At 31.1% G+C, this 19163-nt stretch carries 12 protein-coding genes and 3 tRNA genes; 10 read left to right on the top strand and 5 right to left on the bottom strand.

The genetic code is table 11. The features are described 5' to 3' along the window. Window positions 1–265 precede the first annotated feature (265 nt). Window positions 266–1333 (top strand): tetratricopeptide repeat protein, encoded by a 1068-nt coding sequence (locus tag OYT91_RS05695; RefSeq protein WP_281239855.1) that lies wholly within the window; start codon window positions 266–268, stop codon window positions 1331–1333. Window positions 1334–1394: 61 nt separating this feature from the next. On the opposite strand, the gene OYT91_RS05690 is transcribed toward OYT91_RS05695, so the two are convergent. Both OYT91_RS05690 and OYT91_RS05685 read right to left on the bottom strand, forming a co-directional pair. After that, window positions 1395–2156 carry a C40 family peptidase gene (locus tag OYT91_RS05690; protein WP_269222658.1) on the bottom strand — a complete coding sequence of 254 codons (762 nt, stop codon included), beginning with the start codon at window positions 2154–2156 and terminating at the stop codon, window positions 1395–1397. Window positions 2157–2347: 191 nt separating this feature from the next. Then, on the bottom strand, window positions 2348–3532 hold the full coding sequence (locus OYT91_RS05685) for an acetyl-CoA C-acyltransferase (RefSeq protein ID WP_281239854.1): 1185 nt from the start codon (window positions 3530–3532) through the stop codon (window positions 2348–2350). Between the two features lie 475 nt (window positions 3533–4007). Between OYT91_RS05685 and OYT91_RS05680 the strand changes: the two genes are divergently transcribed. The 5 genes from OYT91_RS05680 (at window position 4008) to OYT91_RS05660 (ending at window position 8642) form a co-directional block, all read left to right on the top strand. Next, window positions 4008–4091, top strand: a tRNA-Ser gene (locus tag OYT91_RS05680). 67 nt (window positions 4092–4158) lie between these two features. Beyond that, window positions 4159–4233: transfer RNA gene (locus OYT91_RS05675), tRNA-Pro, on the top strand. Window positions 4234–4253: 20 nt separating this feature from the next. Beyond that, a tRNA-Arg gene (locus OYT91_RS05670) sits at window positions 4254–4327 on the top strand. A 310-nt stretch (window positions 4328–4637) separates the two neighbouring features. Further along, window positions 4638–6215 carry a SusR family glycan utilization regulator gene (gene susR, locus OYT91_RS05665; RefSeq protein ID WP_281239853.1) on the top strand — a complete coding sequence of 526 codons (1578 nt, stop codon included), beginning with the start codon at window positions 4638–4640 and terminating at the stop codon, window positions 6213–6215. 210 nt (window positions 6216–6425) lie between these two features. Next, complete coding sequence (locus OYT91_RS05660) at window positions 6426–8642, top strand: glycoside hydrolase family 3 C-terminal domain-containing protein (RefSeq protein WP_281239852.1); 2217 nt, start codon at window positions 6426–6428, stop codon at window positions 8640–8642. A 117-nt stretch (window positions 8643–8759) separates the two neighbouring features. On the opposite strand, the gene OYT91_RS05655 is transcribed toward OYT91_RS05660, so the two are convergent. Then, on the bottom strand, window positions 8760–9497 hold the full coding sequence (locus tag OYT91_RS05655; protein WP_281239851.1) for a LytR/AlgR family response regulator transcription factor: 738 nt from the start codon (window positions 9495–9497) through the stop codon (window positions 8760–8762). After that, complete coding sequence (locus tag OYT91_RS05650; protein WP_281239850.1) at window positions 9484–10554, bottom strand: sensor histidine kinase; 1071 nt, start codon at window positions 10552–10554, stop codon at window positions 9484–9486. The genes OYT91_RS05655 and OYT91_RS05650 overlap by 14 nt, the downstream gene beginning before the upstream one ends. A 205-nt stretch (window positions 10555–10759) precedes the next feature. On the opposite strand from OYT91_RS05650, the gene OYT91_RS05645 reads away from it, so the two are divergent. From OYT91_RS05645 to OYT91_RS05635, 3 genes are all read left to right on the top strand, one after another. After that, on the top strand, window positions 10760–12616 hold the full coding sequence (locus OYT91_RS05645) for an alpha-amylase family glycosyl hydrolase (protein WP_281239849.1): 1857 nt from the start codon (window positions 10760–10762) through the stop codon (window positions 12614–12616). Window positions 12617–12684: 68 nt separating this feature from the next. Further along, window positions 12685–15318: a DUF5916 domain-containing protein gene (locus tag OYT91_RS05640; protein ID WP_281239848.1), complete on the top strand. Its 2634-nt coding sequence runs from the start codon at window positions 12685–12687 to the stop codon at window positions 15316–15318. Between the two features lie 37 nt (window positions 15319–15355). Next, on the top strand, window positions 15356–16501 hold the full coding sequence (locus OYT91_RS05635; protein WP_269222666.1) for a hypothetical protein: 1146 nt from the start codon (window positions 15356–15358) through the stop codon (window positions 16499–16501). A gap of 227 nt (window positions 16502–16728) precedes the next feature. Here OYT91_RS05635 and cfa read toward each other — a convergent pair whose 3' ends face one another. Further along, window positions 16729–17847, bottom strand: a complete 1119-nt coding sequence (gene cfa / locus OYT91_RS05630) for a cyclopropane fatty acyl phospholipid synthase (RefSeq protein WP_281239847.1) — start codon at window positions 17845–17847, stop codon at window positions 16729–16731. A gap of 500 nt (window positions 17848–18347) precedes the next feature. On the opposite strand from cfa, the gene OYT91_RS05625 reads away from it, so the two are divergent. Then, window positions 18348–19001: a M15 family metallopeptidase gene (locus OYT91_RS05625; protein WP_281239846.1), complete on the top strand. Its 654-nt coding sequence runs from the start codon at window positions 18348–18350 to the stop codon at window positions 18999–19001. Window positions 19002–19163: the final 162 nt, after the last annotated feature.

Raw genomic sequence — 19163 nt, 5'->3', positions numbered from 1 at the left:
AAAATATTTGTTCAATCAAATTTATATTTTATTTTAGATGCAAATTAGTATCATAATTAATTAAAAAAACAGATCTTAAAAACAGTTGTATGTTAAGTTTTGTTAATTATTTAGAAATATGATTTCGTAATTGAATAATGAAATGTTTGATCTTAAAATCGTAATTAAAATAAAATATATATTTTGAAAATCATTTTATAAATAACAATTATTTAAAGATTTTTTACACAACCAAACCCAAAAATTAATATTAATACTTAACCTAATGAAAAGAAAATTTGTAATGCTATCAATAGTGTTATTGATAAATGTTGGCGTTTTTGCTCAAAAAGAACAAATTAAAAATGCACAAGCAATTTTTAATAGTGGAAATTCTCAAGATGCTTTAGTAGTTTTAAAAAAGACAGAATACCTTATTGTTAATTCAACAGATGAAGAGAAGTCCGATTTTTATTTTTTAAAAGGAAATGTTTTAAAAGATATTGCCTCAAAACAAATTGATGTAGCAAATAATTTATCATTGGCATCTGAGGCTTATCAAGAATTGATAAATGCCGAAAGTGAATCAGGTAAGTTTAAATATACTTTACAAGCCAATATAGCTTTACGCGATATGAAGTCTGTTCTTGTGAATGGTGCTTCGGATGATTACAAAATTGGAAAGTATAAAGAAAGTGCCGAGAAAAGCTATAAAGTATATTTGTTAGATAAAAAGGATACTTTGAATTTATATTATGCGGCATCTTCATCTATGTTAGTTAAAGATTATGATTCTGCTATTAAATATTATGAAGAGTTGGATAAACTTAAATATTCAGGAAAGGGAGTTTCTTATTATGCCACAAATAAAAAAACAAAATTAGAAGAACGATTTATTTCGCCAAGTGTTAGGGAAGTTAGTTTAAAGTCAGAGCTTTATGAGAAACCTCGAAACGAAGATTCACCTTCCAAGAAAATGGAGATTAATAAAAATTTAGCTTTTTTATATCTTGAAAAAAATAATCTGGCCAAAGCTGAAAGTTATTATACTAAGGTTTTAGAACTTGATCCTAAATATATAGATGGGTATATAAATATGGCTTATTTAAAATTAGAAGGTAAAAAACCTATAATGGATGAGATGAATGCATTAGGAAATACTCCGAAAGAAATGGAACAATATGATAAATTGAAAACAAAAAAGGATGATTTAGTTAAAAGTGTTATACCATATTTGAAAAAAGCTTTGGCAATAGAACCTAAAAATCTGGATGTTATTAAATCGCTTTTGGGGGTTTATAGATCGTTAGATATGACCGATGATTATAATGCCTTAAAATCCACTAGTATGTAAAAAAAACTACTTTAAAAAAATAATATAAAAAAAAATGCTAGATTAAATTCTAGCATTTTTTTTATATTATTTTTTTGATTACTCTCAGTTTGTGGGTGTGTTTATTGTTTTCAGCATTGTAAATGCCTAAATGATCCAGGCGGTCAATTCTTACTTTTCCGCTTGCATGGATGATATAATTATTTTCCATAATTATTCCTACATGAGTTATGTTTCCTTCTTCGTTGTCAAAGAATGCTAAGTCACCAGGTTCACTTTCTTCAATAAAACTTAATGCTTCTCCTTGTTTAGCTTGTTGAGATGCATCGCGCAGAAGTGTATAGCCGTTTAATTTATAGACCATCTGTGTAAAGCCTGAACAATCAATTCCGAAAGGTGTTTTTCCTCCCCATAAGTATGGAGCATTTAAATACATAAAAGCAGTTTCAAGGATTTTATTTTTCGGCTTTTGCCCACTAGCTTTAGTGCCTTCAAAATTGAATTTTGAAGTGTTTATTTCTGGATAGTTTAAAAAAGATAATGAAGACCCTAGTGGAATTGGTATTAATATGTTGTTCGGAGTGCTTATGTATTCAATTAAATCAGCATTTAGTATAATAGCATCCGAAGATAGTTGATTGTAATTTGATTCTGTAATTGCTTGGTATTGTTTGCTATCTATCCAGCCATTATAATTATCATATTGTGTTAAAACGTAGGTCCATTGTTTGTTTTGTTCTAAAACTTCAAAATGTTCCCCAAATAAAATTTGAGATACAATTTCGCTTTTGTCACTAGCTTCCGCGCGAAGAGGAATCATGGCTAAATTACAAATTCCAAACATTTATATAAATTAGAATTAAAAAAAAATACAAATCAAAAATGGCTGTAAAAATAGTCATTTTCAAATTGTATTTTTTAATATTTTATATTTATTTGAATTAAATAGCTATGAAATCGCATGAAAGAAGATGTCGTAAACGCCAATGAAAGTCTGGCGATGCCATATTCCTATAAAAAACAAATAATATCTACTTATGAAATATATCTTTCGATTACAAATGCTGATGCTCCACCGCCACCATTGCAAATAGCAGCTGCGCCATATTTAGCATTGTTTTGTTCTAGTACATTGATCAGTGTTACAATAATACGAACTCCAGAGCATCCAAGGGGATGGCCTAATGATACTGCGCCTCCATTTACATTTATTTTATTATTATCTAAGCCAAGTATTTTAGCATTAGCAATTCCAACAACCGAAAAAGCTTCGTTAAATTCAAAAAAATCAATTTCTTCTATAGTTAAATTCGCTTTTGCTAACGCTTTTGGTAGAGCTTTGGCTGGACTTGTTGTAAACCATTTAGGTTCTTGGGCGGCGTCAGCATATCCTTTTATGTAAGCTAATGGTTTTAAACCTAGCGAAATTGCTTTCTCTTCACTCATTAGTATTACTGCAGCTGCACCGTCATTGATGGTTGAGGCATTTGCAGCTGTTACAGTGCCATCCTTTGTGAAAACGGCATTTAAAGAAGGTATTCTTTCAATGGATACATTTGTGTACTCTTCATCTTTTGAGAACAATAGTGGTTCTCCTTTTCTTTGAGGTACAGCTACAGGGACTATTTCGTTGTCAAATTTACCATCACTCCAAGCTTTTGCTGAACGACTGTATGATTGAATTGCAAAATCATCTTGCTCTTGTCTAGAAATATTATATTCTGCAGCACATAAGTCGGCACTTACACCCATAGCGTTATTATCGTATGCATCTGTAAGGCCATCTTTTTGAAGTCCATCAATCATGGTGCTTGGTCCAAATTTAGTTCCGTTTCTTAAGTGCATATAATGTGGAATTAAACTCATGTTTTCCATCCCTCCAGCAACTACAATCTCGGCATCACCACATTGAATGGCTTGAGCACCTAACATTAATGCTTTCATTCCAGAAGCACAAACTTTATTGACTGTTGTGCAAATAACATCATTAGATAGACCGGCAAATAGCGCAGCTTGGCGTGCAGGTGCTTGACCAACGCCAGCTTGCACAACATTTCCCATGAATACTTCTTGGACTAAGTTTGGATCTAATTTTATTTTGTCTAGCGCCCCTTTTATAGCAGTTGCCCCTAATTTTGGTGCTGTAATTGTAGATAATCCACCCATAAAACTGCCGATAGGTGTTCTAACAGCCGAAACGATAACAACTCTTTTGCTCATGTTTATTATATGTTGATTTATAAAGCAAATTTAAACTATTTTTGATAGATTCAAATTTTATTCAAATTATAATTAATGATTTAATGATAATTGTACGGTTTATTTGAATTTTATGGGTAAATCAATAATGAGATGAATTTAAAAATTCTACTAATATTAATGAATAGATATTAGGGTTTTTAAATAAAATAATGTTTTTGCTGTTTTCAGGAGTCTATATTATATTTCAAGAATTAGTAGTAAAGTGAATTATTTATAATTTAATTTTTATTCTAGTTTCAAAATGTCCTTAATGTGGCTTTTGGCTGATAAATGATAAATAATGCCATTTTTTATTCGTGTCTATTTGTTTGATAGTTAAGATGTTTAAAATAATCATAAAAAAAATATGAAAAAAGTTGCTTAAAAAGTTGTGAGAAACGTAAACATGTCTTAAGTTTGCAACCGCAAAACAGGACACGTTTCCTAAGGTTTTGGAGAGGTGCCAGAGTGGTAATGGAGCAGTTTGCTAAACTGTCATCGAGTGATCGGTGCCAGGGTTCGAGTCCCTGTCTCTCCGCGATTTTTTTATGATAAGGATTTTAGCAAGATTCAATAATTATCATAGAATTTAAAGTTTTGAAATTCGGGGTGTAGCGTAGCTCGGTTATCGCGCCTGCTTTGGGAGCAGGAGGCCGCAGGTTCGAATCCTGCCACCCCGACACTATTATTCAAGAGCAATGGAGGCATAGCTCAGCTGGATAGAGCACCTGCCTTCTAAGCAGGCGGTCGAAGGTTCGAATCCTTCTGCCTTCACAAAAACCCACTATTTTAGTGGGTTTTTTGCATTTATATATGTTGATATTAATGGTTCATGGGATCATGTACAAAAGTTGGTGATTAAGCAAAAAGATTAATTAATTTGAACAAAAAGAAACTATTACAAAATATCTTATTTGATATCTAATAATGAAGTTGCTGTTGTATTTTGAAATCTAAAACCATTTTTTTCATAGCTACTTTATTATATTTGTAACTCACATCTTTTAGTTATTATAGTTTGAAAAATTATCTTCAATTTTTTTTGTTTTTTGCGATAAGTTATTCTGGTTATTCATCGGGTAATATGGATTCTATTTTTGATAAGCTAAACGATGCATTAAAAAATAAACAGCAATATGTTTTACTAAAAGAAGAACGCATTGTTAACTTCAAAAAAATTAAATCAGTAGATTTATCGAAAGAGCAAGAGTATAATTATAATAAAACTTTATATACAGAATACCAAAAATTCAATTCTGATTCGGCAATTTTATATGTTAAAAAGAATCTTTTGATTTCTAAAGAGCTTAAAAATAAATATTTGTTAGATTTAGCTCAATTGCAATTGGCCAACCTCTATTCTTCATCTGGGAAATACCGTGAATCTGAGTCTATTTTGCGAAGCATAACTAAAAAAGCATTAGACAAATCGCTACTTCCTTATTATTATTTAGTGTATAAAGAGTTTTTCGAACATTACAATGCAAATAGTAATAGTAAAGAACACATTGATCAAATAATAAAATATAGGGATTCTTTATTAGGTGTTCTACAACCTAATTCCTTGAATTATAAAATCAATCAAATTCAGAAAAATATTTTCACTAAAAAGGGAACTCTTGCTGAAAAGCAATTATTGATTTTATTAGAACATACAAAACTGGAAGATTCACAATATGCTATGATTACATACCTTCTTGGGTATATTTATGAAAGTAAAAATCAATTAGAGTTAAGAAAAAAATATTTTGCACTTTCAGCAACAGCAGATATAAAAAATGCCATAAAAGATAATGCTTCGCTACAGGAATTGGCTTTAGTTTTTTATGAAATTGGAGATGTCGATATGGCTTATAAACTCACACAATCGGCCATTGAAGATGCTCTTTATTGTAATGTTCAGTTTCGAACGCTGCTCATGTCTGAGGTCTATTCGATAATTAATACAGCTTATTTAGAAAGGGAAGCCCAAAGAAAAAACGAATTGCAATTTTATTTGGTTTGCATCAGTTTGCTATCGGGATTCTTAATTGTAGCGGTGATTTATGTTTATAAACAAATGAAAAAAGTATCTCGCATTCGAGAAGAACTTTTTAGAACCAGTGAAAAATTAGCCGAATTAAATAAAGATATTACTAAAACTAACAATCAGCTACAGGAACGAAACGCACAATTATCGGAATCCAATCACATTAAGGAAGAATATATTGCGCATTTTTTTAATCTGTGTTCATCTTACATTAATAAGTTAGAAAATTATCGCATTATTTTAAACAAAAAAGCCGCTGTCAAACAGTTTGATGATATTTATAAAATGTTAAAATCTACCACTTTGGTTGAGAAAGAGCTCGAAGAATTATACGAGAATTTCGATGTGATTTTTTTAAATCTATATCCCACTTTTGTAAAAGATTTTAATGCATTACTTATTAAGGATGAGCAAATTGTATTGAAACAAGGAGAGTTGTTAAATACTGAACTTCGTATTTTTGCCTTAATTCGTCTTGGGATATCAGATAGTGTAAAAATAGCTGCTTTTCTTCGTTATTCCTTAAGTACTATTTATAATTACCGCACAAGAGCTCGGAACAAAGCTGTAATTGACCGAAATAATTTTGAAGAAACGGTCATGAAAATTGGATTAGTAGCATTCAAAAGTTAACTATAAGTTTTAAATTCACTACTTTTTTTTGTGTTCGTAATCTAGTAAATAATTGATATATAATTGATTGATTTTTAGAATCACTACTTTTTTTATTTAAAATTAAAAGCTGCATTATTAGGTTTTAGCTTTACAATATCCTAATAAAGATACTTTCGAAAATTGGTATCCTAAATTGTAAATTTTAATGCTTTAATAAATTTAAGAGTTATGTTTAAAAATGTTAAAACAATTGTTGTTTTACTGCTGTTGAGTTCGTTCAGTTTGAATGCACAAAATAAAGTTCCTGTTTATCTTGATGATGCAAAGAATATTAAAGAGCGTGTAGAAGATGCACTTTCTAAAATGACGACTGAAGAAAAAATTGCGATGATTCATGCACAATCAAAATTCAGTTCGCCAGGTGTTCCGCGTTTAGGAATTCCTGATAATTGGATGACTGATGGACCTCATGGAATTCGTACTGAAGTTTTATGGGACGAATGGGATCAAGCAGGTTGGACAAATGATTCATGCATTGCATTTCCGGCACTTACAGCTTTATCAGCAACTTGGAACAAAGAATTGGCTTCCTTGTATGGGAAATCAATAGGAGAAGAAGCTCGTTTCCGAAACAAAAATGTATTGTTGGGACCTGGAGTAAATATCTATAGAACACCATTAAACGGCCGTAACTTCGAATATATGGGAGAAGATCCTTTTTTAACTTCCAAAATGGTGGTGCCGTACATCAAAGGAGTACAATCTAACGGAGTTGCTGCCTGTGTAAAACATTTTGCATTAAATAATCAAGAAACAAATCGTAATGCCGTTAATGTGATTGTCGATGATCGTGCATTGTATGAGATTTATTTACCCGCTTTTAAAGCAGCTGTTCAAGAAGGTGATGCGTGGGCAATAATGGGATCATATAATAAATATAGAGGACAACATTGTTGCCATAATGAGTTTTTATTGAATGATATTCTTCGTGGTGAATGGGGATTCAAAGGTGTTGTGATCTCAGATTGGGGAGGAGTTCATGATACCAAACAAGCTATTCATAATGGATTGGATATGGAATTTGGTTCTTGGACAAATGGACTTTCATGGGGAACCAGTAATGCGTATGATAACTATTATTTGGCAAAACCATATTCAACTATGATTAAATCTGGTGAAGTTGGAACAAAAGAACTTGATGAAAAAGTACGACGTATTTTGCGTTTATCATTTTTAACTACAATGAATAAAGACAGACCGTATGGGTCATTCGGAACAAGAGAACATGCTGAAGCTGGTTTAAAAATTGCTGAAGAAGGAATTGTTTTATTACAAAATAAAAATAATATTCTTCCAATTAATTTATCTAAAACAAAAAAAATCGCAGTTATCGGTGAGAATGCAATTAAAATGATGACGGTAGGTGGTGGTAGTTCTTCGCTTAAAGCAAAATATGAAATTACACCACTTGAAGGATTAAAGAATAGAATTGGAAATCAAGCTGAAGTGGTTTATGCGCGTGGTTATGTGGGAGATCCAACCAGTAATTATAATGGTGTAGTGGCAAAAGTGAGTCTGGAAGACAAACGATCTGCGGCAGAATTAATTAACGAAGCCGTAAATGTAGCCAAAGATGCTGATGTTGTCCTTTTTATCGGAGGTTTGAACAAAAGTGATTTTCAAGACGCGGAAGGAAACGATCGTAAAGATTTAGGCCTTCCGTACAATCAGGATCGATTAATTAGTGAATTGATTAAGGTAAACAAAAATGTGATTTTTGTAAATATTTCGGGAAATGCTGTAGCTATGCCATGGATAAAGGATGTTCCAGGTATTATTCAAGGTTGGTTTTTGGGTAGTGAGACTGGAACTGCTTTGGCGGCAGTTTTGGTCGGGGATGTGAATCCATCTGGAAAATTGACATTTACTTTTCCAGTAAAAATAAACGATAACGGTGCTCACCAATTAGGTGAATTTCCAGGCGGAGATGATGTAACTTACAAAGAAGGTATTTTTGTAGGATACCGTTGGACAGACAAACAAAAGATAAAACCTTTATTTTCTTTTGGTCATGGGTTAAGTTACACGACTTTCGAATATAGTAAAGCAATTGCTGATAAAAAACAATTGTCAAGTGGAGATCAAATCTCATTTTCAATTAAAGTTAAAAATACTGGAATTCGTGAAGGTTCCGAAGTAGTTCAGTTATATATTAGTGATTTAAAATCATCTTTGCCTCGCCCTGTAAAAGAATTAAAAGGTTTTGAGAAAATTTCTCTTAAAGCAGGGGAAGAAAAAACAGTGACTTTTGTGATTGATAAAACTGCTCTAAGTTTTTTTGATGATAAAAAACACGAATGGATTGCTGAGCCAGGTGATTTTGAAGCTTTAATCGGATCATCCTCTACAGATATAAAATCGAAAGTGAGTTTTATACTGAAATAAGATCATTTTAGTGATTATAGTTAGTTGTGAAAGCTACGATTTTTTAAAAATTGTAGCTTTTATTATTTAATACAAGGAAAATAGTTAAAATAATAGTAGCTAATTGATCCTAAGGCTTCAAATTATTTTTGGTTTTACAATAGAATGCAATAATTCATTTGCTTTTGAAGCATAAAATCGTCCAATAGGTAATTTTTTATCTTTTATAGTAACTGAACGACTATTGAATTGAGTAACTTTTTTAATTGTAATCAAGAAAGAACGATGAATTCTACAAAATAATCCTTCGGGTAATTTCTCAATCATTTCGGTAATGGATTGGTGTGTCTTAAAACAATCAGTTTCGGTATGGATATTTAAATAATTGCCTTGTGATTCAAAATAGTCAATTTCGTCCAAATAAAGTTTGATTGTTTTTCTTTCACACTTAACAAATATAAAAGGACGTTCGGTTTCTGCTTGTTTTAGTTGTTCAAATTCCTGATTTGTTTTCTTAATTTTACAGTATTTATGTACTGCTTTAGAAAAACGTTCAAATGAAATTGGTTTCAATAAATAGTCAATAGCATCCAATTCGAATCCTTCTACGGCGTATTGCGGATTGGCAGTAGTGAAAATGATTCCGATCTCCTTTGGTAACGATTTTGCAAATTCAATTCCTGATTTTCCTGGTAAATTAATATCCAAAAACAGTAAATCTATTTTTTGGTTCTTGATAAGATTTATAGCATTGTTTGTACTCATGAATTTACCTTTCAAATCCAAGAAATCAAATTTAGCCATATGCATTTCAAGTAATATGGAGGCTGGAAGTTCATCTTCTATAATGATGCAATTGATTTTATGGGATGTCATTAATTTTAATTTTTAAAGAAACAAAAAAGGAATCAACGTCATTTTTTATGGTCAAAATATGTTGATTTGGATATAGTAATTCCAATCTTCTTTTTACATTATTAATTCCAACGCCGCTGTATTGGGTTTCACTATTTTTATTTTTCATACAATTAGAAGATAAACTGTTTTCAATCTTAATGCTTAGCCAGTCTTCTGAAGCAGTTATAGAAATGGTAATCCATGCTTGGGAATTCGTATCGTCTAAACAATATTTAAAACTGTTTTCAATGAATGGAAGTATTAAGAAAGGTTCGATTACTTGGTTTTTTATAATTCCATTGGTACTGAAACTTAGTTCGAGTCGATTGTCAAATCGCAATTGTTGTAGCGAAATATAATTTTTCAGATATTCAATTTCTTTTTCTAAAGGGATATGTTTGGTATTTACCTCATAGACGGAATACCGAAGAAAATCAGAGATTTTAAGAACAATATCCGCAGAATCATCCGATTTACTTAGAATTCTAGAATACAAACTGTTGAGTACATTGAATAAAAAATGAGGGTGAAATTGATTTCGTAATGAAAATAATTCAGCTTGTAATTTCTCTGACAGGATTGTTTGCACCCTGTTTTTCTCTTCAGCTAGGTAATAGACCAGTTTTATCGCTAAAGGGATGGTGACTACAAACTGTAATTTAATCACATTGTACAAATATACGGGTGCCGATAGTAATGGTTCACTTTTCCATTCGGTTAAATTATAAGCAATAATTATGTAATTGTCTATTAATCGCTGAATGAAGGCAAAGAAAAGGATTGATAATATATAGGTAAAAATAAAAAGTGTCTTTTTTTTCTGGAAGAACAAAACCGGCATAGCTACTTCAACAATCAGTAAAACAAATAATATTTTCGGGAACACGCTATAAAATTCATTGGATAATGCTCTCAAAAAATCTGCTGTTGGTAGTCCTTGTATCAAACTAAATAATAAGATATATCCCAACCAATAGATTGTATACATTTTTAATTTTTGAGATGTACTTCCGGAATACATAGCTGAATTGTTCATTGTAGAATTAATTTTCTGTCATGTAAAGCTAAGGGTTTTGTTTTACAATAAAAATTGATCTGGTTTAGAAAACACTTTTTTGTATTTAAATAACATTAGTTGCACTTATGTTGTTTACAACTCAAATCAGGTTGTTTAAATAAGTTGCTTTTTGATATCCGAAAAGTAAAATAACTTTAACAGACTTTTAAAAACTTTAGAAATTATGATCAAGAAAACAACTTATATTTTAATGCTATTATTTGGTTTTTCTTTGGTGACAAATGCCAAAAACACCGAAGTCTATCCCACAAATTGGTGGACAGGAATGAAGACTAATTCAATTCAATTACTCATTCGAAGTACCGATGATCCATTTATTTCAGACAAAGTAGAAATAAATTATCCGGGAATAACTGTTGGCAAAACGTATTCATTTCCGAACCAAAAATACATTGCCATAGATATTGTTATTGCGCCTGAAGCAGTTGCTGGAAATGTAATTATCGAATTAAATCAAAAAGGAGGTAAGCATAAAATAAAGTGGCCGTTGTATAATCGAAGATCAGGTAATGGAACACAATATGCACAGGGAGTAACTTCGAGTGATTTTATTGATTTGATTATGGTGGATCGTTTCAGCAATGGAGATATATCGAATGATCAGGTAAAAGGAATGCGTGATCAATCTCTTAATAGAAATGAAATGTATGATCGTCATGGAGGTGATTTACAAGGAGTGCTAAATAATTTAAATTATATTCAAGAACTTGGTGTTACTGCTTTATGGTTTACTCCAATCATGGAAAATGATATGGAGAAAAGGACTGAACACGGATATGCCATTACCAATCATTATAAAATTGATGCTCGATACGGTGGAGATGTTATGTATGAAAAATTAAGTGATCAATTGCACAAACGAGGTATGAAACTTATTTTTGATGCGGTTTATAATCATTTAGGATCTTTTCACTTTTTAGAAATGGATCCACCTGCAAATGATTGGGTACATCGTTGGCCTATTTATACACAAACAAATTATAGAGAGATTCCTTTGTTTGATCCTTATGGAACAAAATCGGATAAAAAAAGAATGAGCGATGGTTGGTTTGATAAAATAATGCCAGATATTAATCAAGACAATCCATTTATGGCAAACTTCATTATTCAAAACTGCATTTGGCATATTGAAAAGTTTGGTATTGATGGAGTTCGCCTCGACACCTATACTTATAATGATTTGGATTTTGCGAATCGTTGCAATAAAGCGATAATGGATGAATTCCCGAAAATAACCATTTTTGGTGAAATTATGGTTCATGGCGTGGCAAATCAGTCGTATTTTGAGCAAAATAATATGGATGTTAGTTTCAAAAGCAACTTGCCTTCGGTGGTGGATTTTCAAAGTTTATATTATGGAATTATTCCTGCTTTGACAGAACCTTTTGGATGGAAAGAAGGAGTGAACAGGTTGTACTATACTTTGAGCAGTGATTTTTTAAGTAAAAACCCAATGCAAAAAGTACTGTTGTTAGATAATCATGATGAATCCCGTTTTTTTTCATTAATGGGAGAGAATGTCGAAAAGCAAAAAATTGGTTTTCAATGGTTACTAACTTGTAGAGGAATCCCACAACTGTATTATGGTTCGGAAGTGTTGATGAAAGGACTTAAAGCTCCAGATGGATTGGTTCGTGCTGATTTTCTCGGAGGATGGAAAGAAGATGCTAAAAACGCGTTTACAGGAAAAGGAATGACAGAGGATGAAAAATCAACTCAAAATTTAGTTCGAAAATTAGCCAATTTCAGGAAAACAGCATCGGCGCTTAAAACAGGAAAAATGATGCACTATGTTCCTGTAGATGGTTTGTATGTTTATTTTAGATATGATGAAAATCAAACCATAATGTGTGTTATGAATACGAGCAATTCTGAAAAAGAAATTGACTTTCATAAGTATGACGAAAGAACAGCTGGTTTTACAACTGCAAAAAATGTTATTACTGAGGATGGCTTGAATACTTCGAATATAACAACTATTCCTGCCATGAAAATGTGGGTCTTAGAATTAAAAAAATAAAGTAATGATTATTTTAATATTGGATTTTAGTATACCCATATATTTCTTTGATTAACAATAATTTTGAAATGAAAACATACAAAAATCAATACCTATTTCTTTTATTCCTGCTATTTCAATTCAGTTTTGGGCAGAGCTCTAAAAGTGTAGAAAAAAGGTTTTACACCACGAAATCATTAGAAAATAATACTTCGCCAACTATTGACGGACTTTTAACAGATGCTAGTTGGGATATTGTGGAGTGGCAAACGGATTTTATTGAAAATTTGCCAGATGAAAATACGCCTCCCACGGAGCAGACCAAGTTTAAAATACTGTATGATTCCAAGTTTTTGTATGTTGCTTTCAAGTGTTATGATAAGGAACCAGATAAAATTGTAAAACGGCTTTCGAGACGAGATGGTTTTGATGGTGATTTTGTAGAGGTAAATATCGATAGCTATCATGATAAAAGAACAGGATTTTCATTTACAATATCAGCTTCAGGAGTTAAAAGTGATGAATTTATTGCTGATAATGGTAATAATTGGGATTCGAGTTGGAATCCAATTTGGTATGTAAAAACCAACATGGATACCGAAGGCTGGACTGCAGAAATGAAAATACCATTGAGTCAGTTAAAATTTAGTGCCAGCGAAGATCAGGTTTGGGGTTTTCAAGCAACTCGCCGGTATTTTCGAAAACAGGAACGTTCCATCTGGCAACGCATTCCGGCAGATGCCCCTGGATGGGTAAGTGAGTTTGGAGAATTACGAGGATTAATTAATTTGAAACCGCAAAAACAGATTGAAATTCAGCCCTATTTCTTAACGCAATTAGATACATATGAACAAGAAATAGGGAATCCTTTTCGAGAAGGGCAAGATTTTAGTTTGAAAGCGGGTCTTGATGCTAAAATTGGAATTACAAATGACTTGACTTTAGACCTAACTATCAAGCCCGATTTTGGTCAGGTAGAAGCTGATCCAGCGGTAATTGCTCTGGATGGATTTCAAGTATTTCATCAGGAAAAGCGTCTATTTTTCATCGAAAACAAAAATATTTTCGATTATAATTTTGGAAATAATGAAGATAATCTTTTTTATTCTAGACGTATCGGCAGAAGCCCTCAAGGTATTATTTCTACTTCAACTGGAGAATTTGTCAAGCGACCACAAAATACCTCTATTTTGGGTGCTGCAAAATTTAGTGGTAAAACAAAGGATGGCTGGTCATTAGGTATTTTAGAAAGCATTACTGGAAATGAATACGCAAAAATTGATAAGGTGTCGGAACGTAGCGATGTGTTGGTAGAACCACTTACCAATTATTTGGTTGGACGTGCCCAAAAAGATTTTAATGATAGAAATAGTTTTTTGGGTGCAATTGTAACTGCAACCAATAGAAAGACGGATGAGCCACAATTTTTATTATTAAGAGAAGCGGCATATTCGGGAGGATTGGATTTTAAGCACAATTGGAAAAGCAGGAAGTATTTTATTGCAGGAAATATTGTAGGTAGCCATGTTTTTGGATCAAAAGAATCCATTACCAATACGCAAAAGGAAATAACGCATTTGTTTCAGCGCGTAGATGCAGATTATGTTTCGGTAGATACTAATCGAACATCATTAACAGGAACGGGAGGAAAAATCGAAGCAGGCAAGGTGTCTGATGGACATTGGCGATACAATGCAAGTGTGACATGGCGTTCACCGGAATTAGAACTCAATGACATAGGTTTTCTTCGTCAGGCCGATGAAATTAAACAAACATTATATGTTAGCTATCAGTCCTTAAAACCATTTGCCGCTTTTAGAAGTGGTATGGTTCGTTTTGAGCCTTTTACAACTTATGATTTTGGGGGTTTTCATAATAGAACGTATTATGATCTCTTAGGAAAAGCAGAATTTAAAAATTATTGGTGGGCAAATATTGGTTTTTCATACAAACCCAGAATATTCAATAATGCGTATTTACAAGGTGGACCAAAATTCAGATTCTCAGAAGAGTTTGTAAGTTATAACGTTTTCGGCACCGACACGAGAAAAAAAATTCGTTTTCAAACAGGTATTTTTTTTGCGCAGGGAAAAAACAATTCGTTTTCATACAAGGAATTGGATCCAAGTGTTACATACCAACCTACAAATTCGTTGTCGATTACTATTAATCCTAATTTTAATATCAACCAAAGCAAAACTCAATATGTGACCCAATCTTCTTTTGAAAAAGGTATACGTTATGTCACTTCGCATTTGGATCAACAGACTATTAGTGCTTCTTTGCGATTAAATTATAATATAAATCCAAATTTCACCATACAGTATTATGGACAGCCATTTGCGTCAACAGGTAAATATTCAAAATTTAATTATGTTACCAACCCAAGAGCTTCTTACTTTGGGAATCGAACAGTTTCGTATGCAAAAAATCAAATTTCTTATGATAGCAATACAAATAGTTATAAAGTAGATGAGAATCAAAATGGATCAACGGATTATTCTTTTTTGAATCCTGATTTTTCATTTGTTCAATTTCGTTCCAATTTGGTTTTGCGTTGGGAATACATACCAGGTTCCGAAATTTATTTGGTGTGGTCACAAGGAACTAATGGTTCAGGAAACCCCTTAGATGATTTGTTTGTGAATTTGGATGCACAAATTTTAGGAAAAAAACCTCAAAATACATTTGTACTAAAAGCAACATATCGCTTTTTGTTATAATTGAAAGTTTTATTAATTTTAAAAGAAAATTTTTATTATGCCAAAAAAAATATTTCTGTTTATTTTTATATTAGTTCCGATTTTTTCGTTTTCACAATCGGAAATTATAGAAACTTCAATTCGATATTTGTCAGCAAACAAAATGTCCCCTGAAGAATATATTGCTTCTAAATTTAGAACAAAAGATATAGTCCTTTTGTCCGAAGAACATAGGGTTAAGGAGAATTTAGAATTGGTAAAAAGTTTGGTTCCTTTTTTATATAATAAAGGAGTTTATACAATTGGGATGGAATTTGGAGCCAGCGAAAATCAAAAGACACTTGATTCTTTACTTTTGGCACCAGAATATAACGAAGATATAGCCCGAAAATTGATGTTCAATTATAATTCAGGTTGGGCTTTTAAAGGATATACGGATGTTTATCAAGCAGTGTGGGCTTTTAATAAAACAATACCTATTTCAGCAAAGAAATTTCGTATTTTAAATTTAAGTTATCGATACAATTGGTCTTCTTTTTCAGGTTACCGAACTCCAGAAAAGATGAAGAAAGTATTTTACAAAGGAAATACAGAAGTATATAGATTTGGAATTGTTGAGAAAGAAATTATAAAGAAAGGAGAAAAGATTTTAATTCTTACCGGAGATATTCATGCTTTTACAAAGTATAGATTTCCAGTGTATGATTTTTTGGGAATGGATTTTGTACGATTGGAAAATGGTTATTTTGGGAACATTTTATATGCTAAATATCCACAGAATGTATATACTATTTTATTACATAAGCCATTCATGAATAGACCTGATACTAAGCCATTATTAATTTCTCCTGCGAATGGTGCAATTGAAACTATAATGCGAAAATTGAATAATATACCTATAGGTTTTGATGTAATTAATACCCCATTAGGGAAGTTGCCTGATGACAGTTATTATTCCATAGGGCATGCAAACTTAGCTTTAGAAGACATTACTGATGGGTATGTATTTTTAAAACCCATGAACAAACTTTCAGGTTGTGATATTGATTTCTCTTTTGTTACAGAAAAGAATTGGCAAGCAGCCAAAGAAAACATTGCAGATCCTGATTGGAGACCAAGACCGGAAAGTCTTGTGGAATATTGGAAGCAAATCTTAGAGTATGCTGATGTGCCTAAAAATTATTCGGAGGTAGATAAATATTAAAAGGTAGTAATGATTATATAACATATCAGATTTAGATTTTTCCTTTATTTTTTTGTCTAAATATAAAATTTTATAAAAGAAATTTATTGAATATATTTCTTTTTTTATCTTTTAAAAGTGGATGAAGTTATAATTGTTAGTTTACATAATTGATTTGATTACGTAGTAAATGTTATTAATCTGTGATCGTAAAAAGTTTAGTTATTTCTGTATAATCATTAAAAAAATCAAAAACGTACACTTTCATATTCCACAAGAAGACCCGGCTTTCTAATGACAATTTGCCAGAGGCTTAGGCGTCTAGAACGGAAGGATGCAGCTGAAGACATAAGATAAAATATCCACTTTAAATAGAAAGTATTGTTATAATTTTCTTTGATTTCATTCCAAGAGTTTTTAAAATTCATATACCAAGCCATGAGGGTTTTATCATAGTGGATACCAATATTGTGAAGATCCTCGATGATCAACTGGTTTTCCATCGCTTTACCTATCTGTGCCAATGAAGGAATTAAACCATTAGGGAAAATATATTTATTGATCCAACTATCTAATGCAAGATTGGTTTCATTTCCTCCGATGAAATGTAGCAAACATATGCCGGTATCATTCAGGTTTTTATTTATAGTTTCCATAAAAGTAGTGTAGTTTTTGTGGCCCACATGTTCAAGCATTCCAATAGAAACGATACGATCAAATTGTTCATCAATATCCCTATAATCTTGAAAGCGAATCTCAACATTCAGCCCATTGCAACGTTTTTTTGCTAATTCATGTTGTTCTTTTGATATGGTAATTCCAACAACATTTACTTTATAGTTTTTTGCTGCGTAATAGGCAAATCCACCCCATCCACATCCAATATCAAGCACTTTTTGTCCAGGTTTAAGATGCAATTTTTCACATATCAGTTTTAGTTTTTGTTCTTGCGCTTCTTTCAAAGTTGTTGCATTTTTCCAATAGCCACAGGAGTACATCATTAATGGATCAAGCATTTTACTATATAAATCATTGCCAATGTCATAATGGCTCTCAATTGCACATTGGCTTTTTGATTTGGTTTGAAGATTGAATAGTTTAGTCTTAAAAATTTGCAACTTAAGACTAAAATTATCAGAGAATTTTTTTTCAATCTGTTTCAAAAAAAGTTGACAGAAAAAATCATCTAGAGCATCACATTCCCACCAGCCTTCCATATAACTTTCTCCTAATCCAATTGATCCATCACGTAATACACGTTCGTAAAATTTTGAATTTTTTATGCGAATGTCAAATGATTCTTTCCCATCAATAGTAATTCCAGCTTCTGATAATAATCGTTCTATTAAAACTTTATTAATATTCATGTCTATTAATTTAAGTTGTTAAAATATTACTTATAATCTTAATAAATTAATTCAAATGAAATGAATAATAGGCTTTCATTATGCATGTTAGATTCTTTGAGGCATTCTGTATATTATGTTTGGGTATAGTTAGTTTTTTATAAAATAATTCAAAAAAAGCGAAGTAATTTTAGTCTAAATATTATTTAATAATACTTGCATTTATTTATATCTTGCTATTAAATCAATAGGAATTATTTTAAATTTGGGACTATTAAAAGTACAAAAAAATAGACAATTTTAAGTTTAATCAGTTATATAAATAAAAAAAAGAGTATTTATTTTAATTTTAAAACATTAATATATAATCTGTTATCTTTAATATTTAATTGCGTATTTTTTAGAGTTGAAAAAAAAGATGAATCATCAATACTGATAAAATCCTTTAAAAATCTTTACTAATTTAGTCGCTTTTTATTCATTACTTTTTATTTTGCTATTTTTATGAAAATTTAATTAATATGATCCCCTATTTTAAAAATTTCTTGGTTTTCATTTTTCTGTCAAGTGCAATAAGCTGTTTTTCTCAAACTATTTTGAATATTTCTAAATCTAAGACGGATATCAATGATACAACATTTGTTAATTTAAAAGATTACAGTCAAGATTTTGTTTATGATATGAAATATGCTACCGATGATAATTTTCTAAAATCTAAAGTGTATGATTGTGCCGAATGTTATTTGCGTTATAAAACTGTAAAAGCATTGATTGAGGCAAATCGTAGATTTATGAAAAGTGGTTTGAAAATAAAGATTTTTGATTGTTATCGCCCCTTAGATATTCAAAAAAGAATGTGGGCGATTGTTCCAAATCCCCAATATGTAGCAAATCCGAGTAAAGGTTCTATTCATAATAGAGGAGGTGCTGTAGATATAACTTTAGTTGATATTAATAGAAATGAATTGGATATGGGGACAACTTTTGATTATTTTGGTAAAGAAGCCAGTCATGATTATCCTGAATTTTCTTCAACTATAAAGTACAATAGAAATCAATTAAGAAAAATAATGAAAAAATCTCATTTTAATTCATTTGATTCTGAATGGTGGCATTATAATTTGAAAGCAGGATTGAAAGATTCCGTTTCTAATTTTAAATGGAATTGCAATTGATATACGTTTGTTTTTAATTTTAAATACCATTATTAGTTGTTTTATTTTAAATAAAGATTTCTTTTTTCTTGTTTTCTTATACTTAGGAAGTTGCAGTTGTGTTTATTTTAAATGATTTTTTTGTGAAAAAAAATATAAATACTAAGTGACTTAAAGCTTGAA

The organism is Flavobacterium praedii (assembly GCF_026810365.1).
GTDB lineage: Bacteria > Bacteroidota > Bacteroidia > Flavobacteriales > Flavobacteriaceae > Flavobacterium > Flavobacterium praedii.
Note: the sequence above shows the minus strand (reverse complement) of the source record. Positions and strands in the feature narration are given on the sequence as shown.

What these genes read in the sequence shown, in the direction of transcription:
- OYT91_RS05695 (WP_281239855.1), top strand. Translation starts at nt 266, where the DNA reads ATGAAAAGAAAATTTGTAATGCTATCAATAGTGTTATTGATAAATGTT.
- OYT91_RS05690 (WP_269222658.1), bottom strand. Translation starts at nt 2,156, where the DNA reads ATGTTTGGAATTTGTAATTTAGCCATGATTCCTCTTCGCGCGGAAGCT.
- OYT91_RS05685 (WP_281239854.1), bottom strand. Translation starts at nt 3,532, where the DNA reads ATGAGCAAAAGAGTTGTTATCGTTTCGGCTGTTAGAACACCTATCGGC.
- susR (WP_281239853.1), top strand. Translation starts at nt 4,638, where the DNA reads ATGGATTCTATTTTTGATAAGCTAAACGATGCATTAAAAAATAAACAG.
- OYT91_RS05660 (WP_281239852.1), top strand. Translation starts at nt 6,426, where the DNA reads ATGTTTAAAAATGTTAAAACAATTGTTGTTTTACTGCTGTTGAGTTCG.
- OYT91_RS05655 (WP_281239851.1), bottom strand. Translation starts at nt 9,497, where the DNA reads ATGACATCCCATAAAATCAATTGCATCATTATAGAAGATGAACTTCCA.
- OYT91_RS05650 (WP_281239850.1), bottom strand. Translation starts at nt 10,554, where the DNA reads ATGAACAATTCAGCTATGTATTCCGGAAGTACATCTCAAAAATTAAAA.
- OYT91_RS05645 (WP_281239849.1), top strand. Translation starts at nt 10,760, where the DNA reads ATGATCAAGAAAACAACTTATATTTTAATGCTATTATTTGGTTTTTCT.
- OYT91_RS05640 (WP_281239848.1), top strand. Translation starts at nt 12,685, where the DNA reads ATGAAAACATACAAAAATCAATACCTATTTCTTTTATTCCTGCTATTT.
- OYT91_RS05635 (WP_269222666.1), top strand. Translation starts at nt 15,356, where the DNA reads ATGCCAAAAAAAATATTTCTGTTTATTTTTATATTAGTTCCGATTTTT.
- cfa (WP_281239847.1), bottom strand. Translation starts at nt 17,847, where the DNA reads ATGAATATTAATAAAGTTTTAATAGAACGATTATTATCAGAAGCTGGA.
- OYT91_RS05625 (WP_281239846.1), top strand. Translation starts at nt 18,348, where the DNA reads ATGATCCCCTATTTTAAAAATTTCTTGGTTTTCATTTTTCTGTCAAGT.